Raw genomic sequence first — 17,617 nt, 5'->3', positions numbered from 1 at the left:
AAATTGAGGAAGTTTCTTAAGATTTTATGAAGAATAAAAAAACAGCTATCGCGTGTAGCGATAGCTGCCCCTTATTACTTCGCACTCACGATCTTATAATAAGAACGAACCGTTAAGAAGTAATATCCAATATAGATGACACCGTATACTCCAATACTAATGAGAAGCGGAATCATAATTTCAAATGGTAATATATTTGATAAACCTTTTAGTGCAAATAAGCTGTGTAAAATACCGATTACTAACGGAATAGCGAAGATAAAGCTTACTTGTTTTGCGATAGCTTTCTTCATTTCTTGCTTCGTTACACCAACTTTATGAAGGACAATGTAACGATCACGGTCAGCACTTGCTTCTGTTAATTGTTTAAAGTAAATAATTGAGCCTGTTGCTAATAGGAATACTAATCCTAAGAATAACCCAATAAACATCATTAAGCCTGTCGTTTCAAGCCCCATTTGGAATCCTGTATAGAAATCGTTAAATGGTTTTAAAACTTCTGATTCTCCAGCTGGCATAATGCTTGCTAATTTTGCTGTTAACTCTTTACTATTTCGCTCACCTTTTACATCAATATTTTTTACAGTACGCGTTTCGTTTACTTGTTTCACTTGCTCATATGTTTTATCAGGAACGATTACAAATAGTTCATTTAAATTTGTAAGGCTTCTATTATTTACACCTTTAATTTTTAATTCTTTTGACTCATTTCCAACAGGGAATACAGCTGTATTTCCTGTATAAAGAGGACCAAAATCAAGTTTCTCAATATATAAGCTATCATATACGAAAGCTTCATTCGCACTTAAATTTACAGGTTCTACATCTAAATGTTTCACATGTTTATTAAAGCTTGATTGAGAAATAAGCTGGTACTGATTCGTAACATTATAGTGTGTGTTCAGAACTTGATCAGCTCTTTCACCTTTAAATGTTCCTTTCACAGGAATCATTTCAACTTCTGATTCATATGTGACTGGGTGATTATTCTTCTCTCCAGCAAGTATTTCATTTACTTTTTTATCTAATGCTGCATCTTTTTTCTCATAGGAATAACTATACGGCGCAGCAACTTTTGATTGCGTAAATGTGTTGTAATACATCGTAACTGACGTACCAACCGCTGTTAATGTAACTGCACTTAAAATAGCGATTGTCGCCAATGATTTCGCATTTCCTTTAATACGATATAGTAACTGCGATGTCGTTACCATATTCATACCATTATAAAATGCTGACTTATTATTTCTTGCACGTTTCAATACAAATACTGTGAAGAACATGAACAGTAAATAAGTCCCTGCTACTGTCGCTAATAAAATATATAATGCAACGACCATAAAGTCTGCATACATAACTGCTTTCATGTACATTAGCGCTAAAAAATAACCTGAACCGATTAAGAAAACTGAAATTAATGCCATGATGACAGATCCTTTTGGCATTGCTTCTCCTTCACGTTCTGCACGGAAAAGTTCAATTAACTTAAAGCGATAAATTAAACGATATCCTTGAAGTGATGTATATAAAATAATCACAAAGAAAATAATTGCTGTATCAATAATGGCAGCCATCGGTACTTCAAAATGAACGTTTAAATTTAATCCCATCATATTTACTAATAACTCAAGGAATAATTTCGAAAGGACACTACCGATCGCAATCCCGATTACTAATGACATTAATCCCATTAACATATTTTCATAAAAGAGCATTTTACCAATTTGTCTTTTACGGATACCTAATAACGAATATAAGCCAACTTCTTTTTTACGTTTACGTGTAAAGAATCCGTTCGAATATATAATGAACACTGCTACGAAAATGATAAGCATCACACTGGAAACTTGGAACGCTCCGCTAATTTTTTTTGAAGCTTCTGCTGCTTTTTCCATTTGTGAATTATATTGCAGTGCTTTAAATGTAAAATAAATAACAATACTAAAAATCATAGATGCGAAATATACAAAGTAGTCTTTAAAGTTCCGCTGTATGTTGCGGAGGGCAATGCTAGATAAGGTCATCAGCCATACCTCCAGAAATAGAAGACATTACGTCAACGACTTTTTGGAAGAACTGTTTACGCGTTGATTCACCACGGTGCAATTCTTTATATAGTTCACCATCTTTAATGAAAATAACTCGTTTACAATAACTTGCTGCAAATGCATCATGCGTTACCATTAAAATTGTTGAGTTATCATATTCATTTAATGACTTCATACTTTCAAGTAAATCTGTTGCAGATTTAGAATCAAGCGCTCCAGTTGGCTCGTCTCCGAAAATCATACTTGGGTTCGTAACGATTGCACGTGATGCTGCGCAGCGCTGCTTCTGTCCACCAGATACTTGATATGGGAACTGACTTAAAATATGATCAATGCCAAATTTCTTTGAGATTTCAAGAACGCGGCGATCAATCTCACTCGCTTTCACCTTTGATAACGCAAGTGGTAAAGCGATATTCTCTTTCACTGTTAACGTATCTAATAAGTTATAATCTTGGAAAATGAAACCTAAATGATCGCGGCGGAATAACGCTAACTTATCATCATTCATTTTCACAATATCTTTTCCATCAATTAAAATTTCACCGTTCGTCGCATTATCAATTGTAGAAAGAACATTTAGTAAAGTTGTCTTACCAGAACCAGAAGGTCCCATAATTCCAACGAACTCACCTTCTTTTACTTGTAAGTTAATACCTTTTAACGCTGCAAATTTATTACCACCCGTGTCATATACTTTTTCAATATTTTTTGCTTCTAATACTGTTTTCATCTCGACATCCCTCATTTCTTCTATTCTCTATTTTCAACTATATACACTCTCTACTCTTGCCACTATCGATGTTTCTTACACAAACATGACAGTTATGTAAGGCACATAAGTAAAGAAATCAAAAAGTTAACGTAATGAATTAAAGTACTTTGTTACTATAACATTGGGATATCATACCATCCATTCATTCTCCTTACAGGAACATTACAATTTTGTAAGGTAAAAAATGCACCTACAAAGTTGTGCACGAAATGTCGGATGGAGCTATTTCGTTCCTGCTATTCTATGTACAGAGGAGGTCATAATATGGATTCACTAAAAAATATGAATGCTGCAATGCAGTATATCGAAAACAACCTTACACATGAAATTGATTTTAAAGAAGTCGCAAAAATAGCTTACTGCTCCGAATATCATTTCAAGAGAATGTTTTCTTTTTTAGCTGGCATATCACTATCAGAATATATTCGCTGTAGACGTCTTACTCTCGCTGCCTTTGAACTAAAAAACAACAATGTAAAAGTCATTGATATCGCTATAAAATATGGATACAACTCACCAGATTCATTCGCTCGTGCATTTCAAAACTTGCACGGTATAACACCTTCAGAGGCCCGAAATAGTAGCCATTCTTTGAAGGCTTATTCACCAATGACCTTCCAATTATCCATTCAAGGAGGAAATGAAATGAACTATCGAATTGAAGAAAAAGAGCCCTTTCGAATTATAGGTATTACAAAACGAGTACCAATCGTTTTTAACGGTGTAAATGAAGAAATTGCTTCTATGTGGAAAAGTTTAAACCCAGAGTCTATTCAAACATTAAAGTCCCTTTCAAACATTGAACCTACTGGAATTATTAGTGCTTCTACTAATTTTTCTGAAGGAAGAATGGAGGAAAAAGGAGAACTTGATCACTATATTGGAGTAGCCACAACAAAGGATTGTCCAGAGCAATTCGCGCAACTTGAAGTCGCAGCTTCAACATGGGCTATATTCGAAGCTGTCGGTCCATTTCCTGATGCACTACAAAATGTATGGGGGCGTATTTATTCTGAATGGTTCCCTTCTTCGAACTATGAACTAGCGGAAGGACCGGAAGTATTGTGGAATGAACAGAAAGACATATCTTCTCCAAACTTTAAAAGTGAAATTTGGATACCGGTTTTGAAGAAGTGATAAAAAAACAAAGCTGCTTTTCCTTTTAAGGAAAAGCAGCTTTATTTACATTTTCAACTCTTCTTTATAAATACTATATGACTTTATTGTTGATACGATAATACATATTAATATGATTCCAATCCCCATAAAAATATTAAATGGATCTGGAAGCAAAGCCCCGGCATATATACAAAGTGAACCTATTACAAATACCCTCGAAGCAAATCTATGTGTTTTTCTCCAAACTACAGGATTTTCTAATGTCCAGTCCATTCGAATGCCTACTAACCCGTTCGGCTTCGTTTGTTGCATGTAATTACCTAGTACAAGAAACAATGTTCCAAGTCCAAAATTAAATGCAATTGAGCCCGATGCAATATAATTAGACGCTGCTAATAGTGCAAATATGTTACATCCAAATCCGATAAAGAGAATGGCATAATTAATCGCTGAAAGAACTTTGGATTGCTGTGTAGACTTATCTTTTATGAATCCAAAAACTAGCCATATCATATAGAGCACTACCATACTACCTATCGAGAATGAACTTGCTTCTATTTTAGAAAAATATCCATCTACTACTCCTGCTGCATTATAATGGCGTGGAATTTGTTCTGGTAAATATGGCCATACAATATACCATCCAATTGCAATGCCAATAATTAAACTCCATGGTAATACGTGTCTTTTCATCCTCTCTCCCCCATAATTTTTTATTAGGCCCCTATTTCTTTTTTATAAGCAATATATGAATATCCCATCGTTAATCCTACTGCACCAATAATAATTCCAACCATTACGAAAGATTTCCACGTTACTGGTGCAAAAACACTTAAAATCATAATGATCCCCAATGCAACAAACACCTTTCCGCTAAAACGGTGTGTCTTTCTCCATACTTCTTCGCTACTTAACGTCCACGGCGTTTTTATACCTACAAAATAATTTGGTTTACATTGTGGTAAAAAGTTTCCGATGACTATAAATAAAATACCCACTAATAATTCCGGCACGCGATTAATGAATAAATTGTATCCTAATCCACTTGTAATAATATCTATATTCCCTACAAATAGTAGCAGTAATATCCCGTTATTCATCATCATAAAAGCTTTAGAAAACTTCTCGTAGTTCGCTTTCTTTGGATCAATCTTTGGTAACACGTTTAGAAAAATATATAAAACAATCATAATTCCAATCATAGAAAGCATTCCATACAATTTAGAAGAATATCCATCTACTTTACCGCCGCTCCAATGCGTTGCAATTGTATCCGGTAAATGTGGCCAAGCAAACGCCCAAGCTAAACAAGTTATAACAATTAATAAGATTGCAAAAAGATGCTTTTTCATTTCCCCTCTTCCCCCTTATTCGTAAATGTAAACACCCAAGTCAACAAATCTTGAAAGACCGTTGTGTTTAAAGAGTACAAAATGAATTGCCCTTTCTTTTCATCTTGAATAAGTTCAGCATTTTTAAGTGCGCTTAAGTGGTGTGAAATACTTGGTTTTGTCATATTGAAATGTTCAGCAATCTCACCAGCGGTTAGATCACCTTCTTTTAATAAGTCTAAAATTTTTCGCCTTGTTGGATCTGCTAATGCTTTGAATGCTTGATTCAATGTCTTTCTTCCTTTCGATAATTAGACATTTAGATATTTATCTAAATGTTAAACCGATTACCGTTATTTGTCAATTCCATCCAGCGTCCTTTTTACTTTTCTTACTTTTAACCTATACTGTTTACTAGCTTATCTTTCAACATAATGAAAAGACTTGAAACACATGATACACTATAGCTACAATTGTTTTTTTGAGGAGGAATATACATATGTATAAAATTTTAATCGTTGAAGACGATCCAAATATTTCATCATTACTGCAATCTCACATTCAGAAGTACGGTTATGAGGCTGTGGTAGCGGAGAATTTCGATGATATTATGGAATCGTTTAACGCTGTGAAACCACATCTTGTTTTACTTGATGTAAACTTACCGAAATTCGATGGTTTCTACTGGTGCCGTCAAATTCGTCATGAATCTACTTGTCCAATTATTTTCATTTCAGCTCGTGCTGGTGAGATGGAACAAATTATGGCAATTGAAAGCGGTGCGGATGATTACATTACAAAACCGTTCCACTACGATGTTGTAATGGCGAAAATTAAAGGACAATTACGTCGTATTTACGGTGATTATGCACCGAATATTTCTGAACGTATCGTTGAAGTAGAAGGTTTAAAACTATTCCCAGAACGTCCTGAAATTCACTTCGGATCTGAACAAGTTCTTTTAACGAAGAAAGAAGCTATTTTAGCTGAAATGTTATTATCTAAATTCCCTCGTACAGCGAGCCGTGAAGATTTATTAGCTGCGCTTTGGGATGACGAGAGCTTCGTTGAAGAAAATACATTAAACGTAAACATTACGCGTCTTCGTAAAAAGTTTAATGAGCTTGGCATTGAGAACTCTATTGAAACAGTACGTGGACTTGGATATCGCTTTAACGCAACTTGGAGTGAATAAGCATGAAGCTATTTTTACGTGATCATTTTGCATTTTTCCTACTGTACGTATTAAACTTCGGTATCATTTTCGTTCTTTATGATGCAGTAGATGGATTTCAAAACAATAAATTTTACTTCGTCGTTTTAAGTTTATATTTATTCATTTGTTTCCTCGCTTATCGTTACGTTCGCAATCGTAGAATGTACCATAGATTAAGTGAGCAACCAGAAAAAATGGAAGATGCGTTTATTGAAAGAGCGACTGCTCCGATGCCTCACGGTGTCAATGAACTCGTGCGTACGCAGTACCGCCTCTTCCAAAAAGAACTACAATCGTATGAAGTAAAACAACAAGAACATCAACTATTCATTAACCATTGGGTACATCAAATGAAAACACCTGTTTCTGTTATGCAGCTTATGGTGCTAGAAATGGAAGACGAGCATTTAATTCCAAAGTTTAAAAAAGAATTAGAGCGTCTAAACCAAGGGCTTGATATGGCCTTATACATGGCTAGGTTAAATAACTTCCATGAAGATTTCCATGTCGAGACGATTTCATTAAAAGATACGGTAACAAAAAATATTAATGGATTAAAAGAACTATTCATTCGTAATGGTGTCTTCCCTGTTTTAGAAGTCCATTCTGATTTAAAAGTTGCTTCTGATGCGAAATGGCTAAAATTTATCATCTATCAATTAATGACAAACGCTGTTCGTTACTCCGGTGAGCGCGGAAAGAAAGTTTTCTTATCTGCTTACCGAAACGGAAAAGATATTATTTTAGAAGTTCGTGATGAAGGTGTTGGTATTCCACAAGAAGATATTCGAAGAGTATTTGAACCGTTTTACACTGGGAAAAACGGTCGCGCCTTCGGAGAATCTACTGGTATGGGACTTTATATTGTAAGTAAAATTTGTGATTATTTAGGTCACTCTGTCAAACTAGATTCTGAAGTTGGTAAAGGAACGACCATTAAAATCATCTTCCACAATGCTGCAAATAATCAAGCAGAACATACGGAGAAGGTGACCGAAGTATGATCGTAACATATGCAAGCAAAATGTATGAGAACTCACTCTCATACATTTTTTGCAATACAACTACTTCTATATCTTCTAGCCGGAGGTATAATCTATGACATTTTGGCAATTTGCATTTAAAAACGTCACGCGCAACTCGAGAGCTTATTTTGCTTACTTTGTAAGTAGTTCCTTTTCCATTGCTGTGTTCTTTTCGTTTGCTGTTTACTTATTCCATCCAAAATTACAAAACTTTGACATGACCTCTGAAATTTCAGCATTAATGATATTTTCAGAAGTAGTAATTGTATTTTTCTCTTTCTTCTTTTTACTATATTCCATTGGTACTTTTTTAAAAGTTAGAAAAAAACAATTTGGTATTTTGACCATTTTAGGAATATCGAGAAAACAATTACATCGTCTTATTTTTATGGAGAATATGTTAATCGGGATTTTATCTATCTTTTTCGGCATGCAGTTTGGGGTTGTTTTTTCTCAATTTTTCTTATTAGTAACAGCCAAACTTACCCATGTTCCAGGAATATATTTATACGGGCCTACTAACGCGTTTATTTTAACAACCATTGTTTTCCTTAGTCTTTTTATCATTGTATCTGCATTCACACCAATGCTTATTCGTACAAAAAAAGCAGTACACCTTTTAAAAACAAATGGTGGAAAACAAAAAGAAAGAAAACCATCCATACTTGTTTCATTATTTGGTGCGATTTGTTTATTTGGTGGTTATGCGTTAGCTGGAAATCCTAAATATTTCGTATCAGTAAGCCCGCAAATCGGTGTTATATATATGGTTTCAAGTATTTTCGTTATCCCAACGCTTGTTACAATTGGAACATATTTCTTCTTTTCACAAATTAGTTTCTTACTTATTTATATTTTAAAGAAAAGAAGGAAGTTTTATATGAAACGGATTAATATGCTTTGGATTTCGGATTTAGTAAGCCGTATTCGAACGAATATTAATATGCTGTTTATTGTAGCGATGCTATCTACAATTGCTTTCACAATGATTACGTTTCTATATGGATTCGGGAAATTTATTAAGCTAGAGGTGAATAGAGCTTCTCCTTTTCCAATTTCTTATTTTTCTTATGATGCGAACCCTTTTGTTACAGAGCATTTAAATTGGCTTGAGCAACAATTACAAAAAGAGCATTTCCCTTATCAAAAAATAAAAGCTGATATATATGAAACACCACTAAAAGAAGATAAAGATATAGCTATTTATAATGACGTATACGCAATTAAGCAAAGTGACTATAACAAACTTGCAGATTCTTTACGAATGAAACAACTATTTATGGATGATAACGAAGCATATGTGCTAACAGGGACATCTTATATCACCATATTCAACGAATTTGAGCAAAGCTACAAAAGAGATTACATTACACTCTCTAGTACAAATACGAAATTACGAGTAAAAGGCTATGAGCATGTAAACGCAATCCCATCTGACTTTTCATATCAAACGATAGTGTTGCCTGATATTATCGTAAATAACTTACCTAACACCGTAAAGCATATATCAGCATACAATTACAAAATTCAAAACTGGGAACAGACATATGAAATTGCTGATAATTTTATAGAAAAAGTGCAAAAAGATCGAAATAAATTCCAGTATGAAGGACCTCTTATTCGTTCCTTTGAATCAGCAGGATCGTTATACAAAATAACATCAGGCAGTGCTGCATTTTTCCTAATTGGGACATTTTTAGGAGTTATTTTCTTCATTGGAGCTGGTAGCGTTCTTTACTTTAGAATGTATACGGATTTGACGAACGAACAAGAGAAATATATAACGATTTCTAAAATCGGTGTAACAGATACAGAGATGAAACGATCTGCAACCATTCAACTTAGTATTTTATTTTTCATTCCGTACATTATGGCATCCATTCATACAATGTTCGCAACAAAAATGCTACAAGATGTAATTGGTTTATCTCTGTTCAAAGAGGTTTCAGCCGTTCTTATTATTTTTGGATTCGTTGAAATCGTATTTTTCGTATTCATTCGTTCACTTTATATGCAAAAATTATCACAATACACGAGTGGACAAAATATTTAAAACAAACTTGATGAAAAGAGTATTTCTTATGCTCTTCTCATCTTCACCCTATCAGGAGGTTCAGGTGAATGACATTTTGGCAGTTTGCATTTAAAAACGTGACGCGGAACGCCAGAGCTTATTTCGCCTATTTTGTAAGCAGTGCGTTCTCCATCGCAATCTTTTTCTCATTTGCAGTTTATTTATTTCATCCTAAATTGCATATGACAGACGTGAATTATTCTCTGAACATATTAATGACAATTTCAGAAGTTGTCATTGTGTTCTTTTCATTTTTCTTTTTACTGTATTCAATCGGGACGTTTTTAAAAGTACGAAAAAAACAGTTCGGGATTTTAACAGTACTTGGCATATCTCAAAAACAATTAAAGCGACTCATATTTATAGAAAATATGTTAATTGGTGCTCTTTCTATATTTTTTGGCATTCAACTTGGAGTTGTCTTTTCACAGTTCTTTTTATTAGTTACCGCCAAAATTACACACGTACCTGGTTTATATTTATATCCGCCTACAAGTGCTATCGTTTTAACTATCATCATCTTTCTCGGGCTCTTTATTCTCGTATCATCTTTTACACCGATGCTCATTCGCACGAGAAAAGCCGTACGTCTTTTAAAAGAAGGAAAACAACAAAAAGAAAGAAAAGCATCCGTGCTCATCTCTCTATTTGGTGCGGCATGTTTAATAACTGGATATGTATTAGAATCCAATCCATTATATTTTATGTCGTTAGGCGATACCATTGGGCTTTTATATGCCGTCTCTAGTATATTTGTTATTCCATCGCTTATTGCAGCTGGAACATACTTTTTCTTTTCACAAATTAGTTTTTTACTTATTCGTATTTTAAAAATGCGAAGAACGTTTTATATGAAACGAATTAATATGCTTTGGATTTCGGATTTAGCAGCGCGCATTCGGACAAACATTAACATGCTCTTTATTGTAGCGATGCTATCAACACTCGCTTTTACAATGATTACATTCTTATACGGTTTTGGGAAATTTACAAAGTTTGATGCAATTAGACAAAACCCTTTCCCGTTTACGTATTTATCACATACTGAAAATACATTAGCTGATGAACATTTAAACTGGTTAGAGCAGAAATTTAATGAAGAGCATTTTACTTATACGAAATTTAAAACGGATATATATGAAGTATCTTCAGCTGAAGATAACACGCAGCTCTATTACGCAATTAAACAAAGTGACTATAATGTACTTGCTAAAGCATTAAATTGGGAAAAACTCACGGTAAATAAGAATGAATCTTATATTCTTATGAAAGACTTAGATGATCAAGTTATTGGAACACTTCACAATGAAGAAAAGAAAAATACTCTTACACTTACTCAAAACAATTTACAACTACAAGTGAAAGAATATAAAAGTTATAGCCCATTCCCAAACAGCTTAATATACCAATTACTCATACTATCTGATGAAACTGTAGAATCCTTATCCACAGTTTCCAAACAAATGAGTGTATATAACTTCAAAGTTACAGATTGGGAAAAAGCACATAATATCGGTTCATCGTTTATCACAAAAATCAATAACGACAATGCAGCAATTCAAGCAGAGCATCCACCGTTCCATGCAAGTGAAGCGAGCGATTCTCTATACACAACAAAACTAAATGTCGCTTCGTTCTTCTTAATTGGTACTTTCTTAGGTGTTATTTTCTTTATCGGTGCTGGTAGTGTTCTTTACTTCCGAATGTATACAGATTTAACAAATGAGCAAGAAAAATATATAACGATTACGAAAATTGGCTTAACTGAAACTGAAATGAAACGTTCAGCGACAATTCAGCTTGCGATTCTTTTCTTCGTGCCTTACATTATGGCATCAATCCATACGATGTTTGCGACAAAGATGCTACAAGAAGTTTTACATCTCTCGTTCTTCGCTGAGATTACAGTCGTACTGTTGATTTTTGGAACAGTTGAAATTTTATTTTTCCTTTTAATTCGTTCCTTTTATATGCAAAAATTATCACAACATATTAAGTTTTAAAAGTAGAAAGGTGATTACTATGGAAGAAGTATTACACATAAAAAACGTCTCAAAAGTATATGAGGGAAAAGTCCCTCATACTGCTTTAAAAAATATAAATTTACACGTAGATAAAGGGGAATTCGTTGCCATTATGGGGCCATCTGGTAGCGGGAAATCTACATTTTTAAACGTTATTTCTACAATTGATTCTCCTACTTCTGGTGACGTCGTTATTAACGGAAAAAAACCACACACATTTCGTAGAGAGAAGTTAGCTATTTTCCGCCGCCAAGAGTTAGGATTTGTTTTCCAAAACTTTAACCTACTAGATACACTAACAATCGGTGAAAATATCGTACTACCTTTAACATTAGATAATGTTCCATTAAAAGAAATGGATGAAAAGCTTGATAACATTTCAAAAAAGCTTGGAATTGATCATATTTTGGACAAACGTATTTTTGAAGTTTCTGGAGGACAAGCACAGCGTACTGCAGTAGCACGCGCTGTTATTCATCACCCTTCTCTCTTACTAGCCGATGAACCGACAGGGAACCTGGATTCAAAAGCCGCTATTGATGTAATGGAGTTATTTACGAAATTAAACAAAGAAGAAGATGCAACGATTTTAATGGTTACGCACGATCCGTTTGCAGCAAGTTATTGTAACCGTGTTATTTTCATTAAAGATGGAGAGCTTTACAATGAACTGCACCGCGGATTATATCGCGAGAAGTTTTATCAAGAAATATTAGATGTTCTAGCCTTATTAGGAGGAAGACGTGGATGACGTTTTGGCAATTCGCATTTAAAAATGTCTCACGTAATTCAAAAGCATATTTCGCCTACTTTGTAAGTAGTGCGTTTTCTATCATGGTTTTCTTTTCATTTACTGTATACGCGTATCATCCACGCTTACAGAGTGTACAAAGCTTTCAAGATCGGGATCCTCTAATGAATTTAGCTAGTACAGCGCAGTTTGTTATCGTTATGTTCTCGTTCTTCTTTCTCTTATATTCAATCGGTACATTTTTAAATGTACGGAAGCAACAATTCGGGATACTTACGATTCTCGGTATCTCACAGAGACAATTAAAAAAATTGTTATTTACTGAAAACATGATAATCGGGATATTATCTATCTTTATCGGGATACAAGGTGGCCTTGTATTTTCTAACTTTTTCTTATTAGTCACTTCGAAATTAACCAGTTCGAAAGGTCTATATTTATATTGGCCAACAGAAGCGATTATCGTTACAACCGTAACATTTATCATTTTATTTTTAATCGTTTCTACATTCACACCGATGTTTATTCGTACTCGAAAAACAACGAAGCTTATTAAGGCCGTTAACAAAGAGAAGAGCGAAAAAAAACCATCTATACTCATTTCACTATTTGCTTTAACTTGTTTAGGACTATGTTATTATATTGCCGGTTATCCGCAAGGCTACATAACGGAAAAAAATGCACAAAATGGATCTGTATTCTTAATTATGCTATCTATTTTACCGCTTGTAGTGATTGGGACGTATTTATTTTTTTCACAAACATTTCTTCTCTTTATCTATATTTTAAAGAAACGAAGAAAGTTTTACTTAAAACAAATAAATATGTTATGGATTTCAGATTTAGTTTCTCGTACACGCAGTAATATTAATGTACTCTTTATTGTTTCTATGCTATCTGCACTTGCATTTACAATTATTATCGGGTTATTTGCTGCAAACAATAATACGAAAGCACCCATACTAGAACGATATCCAATACCATTCACCTATACATCAGAAGGTGTTAATGCATTTGAACAAAAGCATATTACTACGATTGAAACTGAACTTACAAATGCTAATTTTCAATATGACAAATATAAGTTTACCGTTTTAAAAGATACAGCTTTAAAAGAATCAATTGCCATTATGAAAATGAGTGATTATAACGCAATAGCACAGCAATTAAACAGACCAAAAATCACTCTCGATTCTTCACAAGTTTATAATATTTCTCGCTATTCACCAGCGTTATTAAATCTCGTGTCTAACCCATTTGCGAAGCAGAACACAATTACACTTGGCTCTAATAAAAAGGAATTTCAAATTAAAGGTTTTATTAATAGAGGAATTGAGCCTCCCTTTGCATTACCTCACTTAATTGTGATGCAAGATGAAGTAATTGAAAATATGATTCCTCATATTGAAACAATTACAGTCTATAACTACTTCGTGGAAAATTGGGAAAATGCAATTGTCCCAACAAAAAATATATTAAAAAGCTTAGATCACGATGCAGAAACCTTGTATGAAGCACATAAAAATGAAGAAGATTTCATTAAACCATTTTATATTTATACAGCTACGGATGAACTCGTTCATAGTAAAGGAAATGCAGTCGCTCAATTCTTTATTTGGGCATTTCTCGGCTTTATTTTCTTTATCGGAGCAGCTAGTGTTTTATATTTCCGTATGTATAATGACTTAACAACTGAAAGACAAAAGTATATTACGATTACAAAGCTTGGCTTAACTGAATCAGAAATGTTTCGCTCTGCAACGATTCAATTAGGAATTTTATTTTTCGTTCCTTACATCGTTGCTGGTGTTCACACATTATTTGCGGTTAAGTTTTTACAAAGTATGTTTTCTTTCTCCTTACTAAAAGAGACATGTATCGTACTCACCTTTTTCGGGATTATCGAGATTATTTTCTTCTTCTTAATCCGTTCTCTGTACATTAATAAATTATCACAGCATATAAAAATATGAATAAAATAGCCTTGTGCAATATGCACAAGGCTATTTTCAATAGTTTTTAATAATTAGCAGCAATATCCACCGTAGCCGCCTGCGTAACCGCCGTAACCACCATAGCCACAACCGCCGCCTCCGCCGAAGCAGCTAGCACCGATGATAATTAATAAAATAAACAATACAATTAGAAGCGCAAAACCGCCTCCGCAACCATGTCTGCGGTTACAATCATCATGTCTGTGTTCACACTTTTCGCTCATTACCCTATTCCTCCTTTAGTATCATTCATAACAAGTTCACCTTGCTCTAAATGAGGGGATTCCATTTATATTATGTTTTCAGGGCGAATAGGAAGCTTGGCTTACCTAAAAACGGGCTTGTTTTAGGAATTGGGCTTTATTAAAAAGCGAATGAGCCTTATCCAGATGTAAGCATAAAACATTTGACATACTCTTAATTTCTTACTAATATTTAATTGAACAGCCAATCAATTTTTTGATTATACATTCAAATCATATAAATTAGGAGTTGAATAGCTTGACTGATTCTTTTATTGCAGAGGCTAGGCGTGAACAAATTATTCTTGCATGTATTGATACATTAGAAGAGGTTGGATATAACAACTTAAGCTTAACGAAGGTAGCAAAAAAAGCTAAGATTAGCACCGGACTTATTTCTTATCATTTTAACGATAAGCTTTACCTTATGAATCGCACATTACAATTTTTAGTTGCCAAACAACATGAATTTATTAGTAATCGAGTACTATTAGCTCAATCTGAAATAAATAAACTAGAGGCTTTTATTGAAGCACACTTGGCTTATCAAGAAACTCATTACAAAAATAATATTGCCTTAATTGAGATTGTCTTTAATGCAAGAAATGAAGAGAACGTTCCTTATTACAGAATCGAAGACGACGAAGAGGAGGATGCTCTTAGAACGATGTTATTAGATATTTTGAAGACTGGTCAACAAAATGGCGTGTTTTCCGATTCTTTCCAAACCGACACATTAGCTTCATTTATTTTAGGAGCAATCGAAGAAAGAATGCTGAAGGCAAATTCATCTATATCCATAGAAAATTACTCAGATGAGCTCATAAAAATGGTGAAGAAACTCACTGTTTAAATATGCCTTGATTAAAAAAATATATATGAAAGGATGAATTACACATGAAAAAGGCATCTGTCATTGGATTAGGTTTTTTAGAAAAATTACTTGCTATATTAAGCCCAATCCTTTTAGGCATTATTGGATATTTTTCACCTAAATTAATAGAGATTATAAAAAGGATTCCTCTCTTTTCTGATTCAAAAATTATAGAACTTTTAAATTTTATTAACCCCTTCTGGCTTCCTATTATCCTCATGCTAATTGGTGTTATTGCAGGAATTTTATTTTCTTTAATTGTTTATAGTGACGCTTTAAAGATGAACATTACTTCGGAAAGCATTCACGTGAATAAGGACGATCAAAAGAAACAAATCACCAGATCAAATGTAAAAGCCGTTTTTGTAGATAAGCGTCAAGTGGTTATCATTGATCAAGAAGACCGAGAATGGTTACGTGAAACATCTGACATTAACCCAAGCAAAATTAAAGATACTTTCTTAATGCACGGCTTCCCCTGGGTGGAACAAGATCCTTATAAACATGAGTATAGCTTATGGAAATTAGAGGATGAGCGATTTAATAAAAGCATAAATACTATTTTGTATGAAAGACGAAATGCCCTTCGAGAAGGAAACTCGAAAAAAAAGAAGCATTTACGCAAAGATTTGAATGAGCTAGGAGTCTTTGTCAAAGACGATGGAGAAGATCAGTATGTCCGTTCCATTAAGTAATAGAAAGCACAAAAAACGAATAAAACCTACAGAGAAATTACATTTCCTCTGTAGGTTTTATTCGTTTAAATCTGATCTCCTCTCCTAAAGAAACATATTCAACAAAAGAGCAAAACCAAATGCAATAAATGATAACAATGTTTCCAGCACCGTCCAAGTTTTAAATGTTTCCTTCACCGTCAAACCTAAATACTCTTTTACAAGCCAGAACCCTGCATCATTTACGTGAGAAAACATTAATGATCCTGCACCGGTCGCAATAACGAGAAGCTCTAAATTCACACCAGACATGTGCTGAATAACTGGTGAAACAATCCCTGCTGCTGTCGTTAATGCTACTGTAGCTGAACCTGTTGCAATTCGAATTAAACCAGCTACCATGAAAGCTAATACGATTGGTGATAACGAAATATGTTCTGCCATTTGTGCAATAGCTGTTCCAACGCCGCTTTCAATTAATATTTGTTTAAATCCACCGCCTGCACCAATTATTAAAATAATAGAACCGACAGGCAATAAACTTTCATCTGTTAATTTTTTAATCATCTTTTTATTAATACCTTGTTTGATACCAAGTAAATAAAATGCTGCGAAACATGAAATAAGTAAGGCGATTACTGGACTTCCTATAAACACGAAAAATTCAGTCAATTTTTCCGGTAATGAAATATATGGTGCAACTACTGATAAAATCATCAATACAACTGGTAATAAAATAATAAAGAATGAAACTTTACGACTTGGCAAATCAGTTGATACTGTCGTAACTCGAACAAGCTCCGGTTCATTTTCAGGTATAACCCTCTTATGTACCCACTTTGCAAATATTGGGCCTGCTATAATAGCCGTCGGTAACGCGATAATTAATGAATATAAAAGTACCTTTCCTAAGTTCGCGTTATAAATACCGATTGCAGTCATGGCACCTGGATGCGGAGGTACTAGCCCATGTACGATAGATAATCCCGCAATAACAGGTAAAGCAATTAATAATATGTTTTGCTTCGTCGTTTTTCGAATTGAAATTACAAGTGGTAATAAAATAACAATCCCTACTTCAAAAAAGACGGGAATCCCTATAACAAAACCTGCAAATAACATAGCCCAAGGTAATTTTTTTACGCCGAAAAATCGAATAAAGAAATCTGCAACTTGCATGCCTGCTCCTGAATCAGACATCATTTTCCCGAGTATAGTTCCAAGTGCCAAAATACCAACTAAATGCCCTAGTACACTACCAACACCAGTTTCATAGGCAGTCACTATTTTCATTAAGTTCAGTCCAGACATAATAGCTAAAAACAAACTCGCAACTGTTAAACTAATAAATGCATGCCATTTCCACCATGATACCCCTAAAATAACAATTGTGATCGCAAGTAACGTGACGATTAATAAGTATATATCCATCTCTCATTCCCCTTACTTTTACCCCTATTGGTGATCAGT

General features: G+C 34.0%; 16 protein-coding genes. 9 read left to right on the top strand and 7 right to left on the bottom strand.

Annotated features, from left to right (window positions below):
* Nucleotides 1–74: 74 nt before the first annotated feature.
* Nucleotides 75–2,024, bottom strand: coding sequence for an ABC transporter permease (locus IBT51_RS23010; RefSeq protein WP_000176150.1), 1,950 nt, complete (start codon nt 2,022–2,024; stop codon nt 75–77).
* Entirely contained in the window at nt 2,011–2,781 is a 771-nt protein-coding gene (locus IBT51_RS23005) for an ABC transporter ATP-binding protein (RefSeq protein ID WP_000859656.1), read from the bottom strand. Before IBT51_RS23005 ends, IBT51_RS23010 begins: the two co-directional genes overlap by 14 nt.
* A 306-nt stretch (nt 2,782–3,087) precedes the next feature.
* Between IBT51_RS23005 and IBT51_RS23000 the strand changes: the two genes are divergently transcribed.
* Nucleotides 3,088–3,960: an AraC family transcriptional regulator gene (locus IBT51_RS23000; RefSeq protein WP_053563479.1), complete on the top strand. Its 873-nt coding sequence runs from the start codon at nt 3,088–3,090 to the stop codon at nt 3,958–3,960.
* Nucleotides 3,961–4,005: 45 nt separating this feature from the next.
* Here IBT51_RS23000 and IBT51_RS22995 read toward each other — a convergent pair whose 3' ends face one another.
* From IBT51_RS22995 to IBT51_RS22985, 3 genes are read right to left on the bottom strand one after another with little or no spacing between them, the layout of a single operon-like run.
* Nucleotides 4,006–4,635, bottom strand: a complete 630-nt coding sequence (locus IBT51_RS22995; RefSeq protein WP_000820672.1) for an SdpI family protein — start codon at nt 4,633–4,635, stop codon at nt 4,006–4,008.
* Nucleotides 4,636–4,658: 23 nt separating this feature from the next.
* Nucleotides 4,659–5,294 carry an SdpI family protein gene (locus IBT51_RS22990; protein WP_200458612.1) on the bottom strand — a complete coding sequence of 212 codons (636 nt, stop codon included), beginning with the start codon at nt 5,292–5,294 and terminating at the stop codon, nt 4,659–4,661.
* Nucleotides 5,291–5,563: an autorepressor SdpR family transcription factor gene (locus tag IBT51_RS22985; RefSeq protein ID WP_157417419.1), complete on the bottom strand. Its 273-nt coding sequence runs from the start codon at nt 5,561–5,563 to the stop codon at nt 5,291–5,293. Before IBT51_RS22985 ends, IBT51_RS22990 begins: the two co-directional genes overlap by 4 nt.
* A gap of 209 nt (nt 5,564–5,772) precedes the next feature.
* Between IBT51_RS22985 and IBT51_RS22980 the strand changes: the two genes are divergently transcribed.
* From IBT51_RS22980 to IBT51_RS22955, 6 genes are all read left to right on the top strand, one after another.
* Nucleotides 5,773–6,468 carry a response regulator transcription factor gene (locus IBT51_RS22980; protein WP_000276738.1) on the top strand — a complete coding sequence of 232 codons (696 nt, stop codon included), beginning with the start codon at nt 5,773–5,775 and terminating at the stop codon, nt 6,466–6,468.
* A gap of 2 nt (nt 6,469–6,470) precedes the next feature.
* Complete coding sequence (locus IBT51_RS22975) at nt 6,471–7,493, top strand: sensor histidine kinase (protein ID WP_000765342.1); 1,023 nt, start codon at nt 6,471–6,473, stop codon at nt 7,491–7,493.
* A gap of 94 nt (nt 7,494–7,587) precedes the next feature.
* Nucleotides 7,588–9,567, top strand: coding sequence for an FtsX-like permease family protein (locus IBT51_RS22970; RefSeq protein ID WP_078401131.1), 1,980 nt, complete (start codon nt 7,588–7,590; stop codon nt 9,565–9,567).
* 68 nt (nt 9,568–9,635) lie between these two features.
* Entirely contained in the window at nt 9,636–11,591 is a 1,956-nt protein-coding gene (locus IBT51_RS22965) for an ABC transporter permease (protein ID WP_088024195.1), read from the top strand.
* 19 nt (nt 11,592–11,610) lie between these two features.
* Nucleotides 11,611–12,363, top strand: coding sequence for an ABC transporter ATP-binding protein (locus IBT51_RS22960; protein WP_000393250.1), 753 nt, complete (start codon nt 11,611–11,613; stop codon nt 12,361–12,363).
* Nucleotides 12,360–14,336 (top strand): ABC transporter permease, encoded by a 1,977-nt coding sequence (locus tag IBT51_RS22955; protein WP_197235661.1) that lies wholly within the window; start codon nt 12,360–12,362, stop codon nt 14,334–14,336. The genes IBT51_RS22960 and IBT51_RS22955 overlap by 4 nt, the downstream gene beginning before the upstream one ends.
* A gap of 53 nt (nt 14,337–14,389) precedes the next feature.
* Here IBT51_RS22955 and IBT51_RS22950 read toward each other — a convergent pair whose 3' ends face one another.
* Nucleotides 14,390–14,581, bottom strand: coding sequence for a YjcZ family sporulation protein (locus IBT51_RS22950; protein WP_001290392.1), 192 nt, complete (start codon nt 14,579–14,581; stop codon nt 14,390–14,392).
* Nucleotides 14,582–14,858: 277 nt separating this feature from the next.
* Here IBT51_RS22950 and IBT51_RS22945 point away from each other — a divergent pair, with 277 nt between their 5' ends.
* Both IBT51_RS22945 and IBT51_RS22940 read left to right on the top strand, forming a co-directional pair.
* Nucleotides 14,859–15,452 carry a TetR/AcrR family transcriptional regulator gene (locus IBT51_RS22945; protein ID WP_000132248.1) on the top strand — a complete coding sequence of 198 codons (594 nt, stop codon included), beginning with the start codon at nt 14,859–14,861 and terminating at the stop codon, nt 15,450–15,452.
* A gap of 44 nt (nt 15,453–15,496) precedes the next feature.
* Complete coding sequence (locus IBT51_RS22940) at nt 15,497–16,168, top strand: YqeB family protein (RefSeq protein ID WP_197235662.1); 672 nt, start codon at nt 15,497–15,499, stop codon at nt 16,166–16,168.
* An 84-nt stretch (nt 16,169–16,252) separates the two neighbouring features.
* Here IBT51_RS22940 and gntP read toward each other — a convergent pair whose 3' ends face one another.
* Complete coding sequence (gntP, locus tag IBT51_RS22935) at nt 16,253–17,578, bottom strand: gluconate permease GntP (RefSeq protein ID WP_197235663.1); 1,326 nt, start codon at nt 17,576–17,578, stop codon at nt 16,253–16,255.
* Between the last annotated feature and the right edge of the window lie 39 nt (nt 17,579–17,617).

The sequence above is a fragment of the Bacillus sp. S71 genome, assembly GCF_016625265.1.
Taxonomy (GTDB): Bacteria; Bacillota; Bacilli; order Bacillales; family Bacillaceae_G; genus Bacillus_A; species Bacillus_A cereus.
The sequence above is the reverse complement of the archived record's forward strand: the minus strand, read 5'-3'. Positions and strand labels throughout refer to the sequence as shown.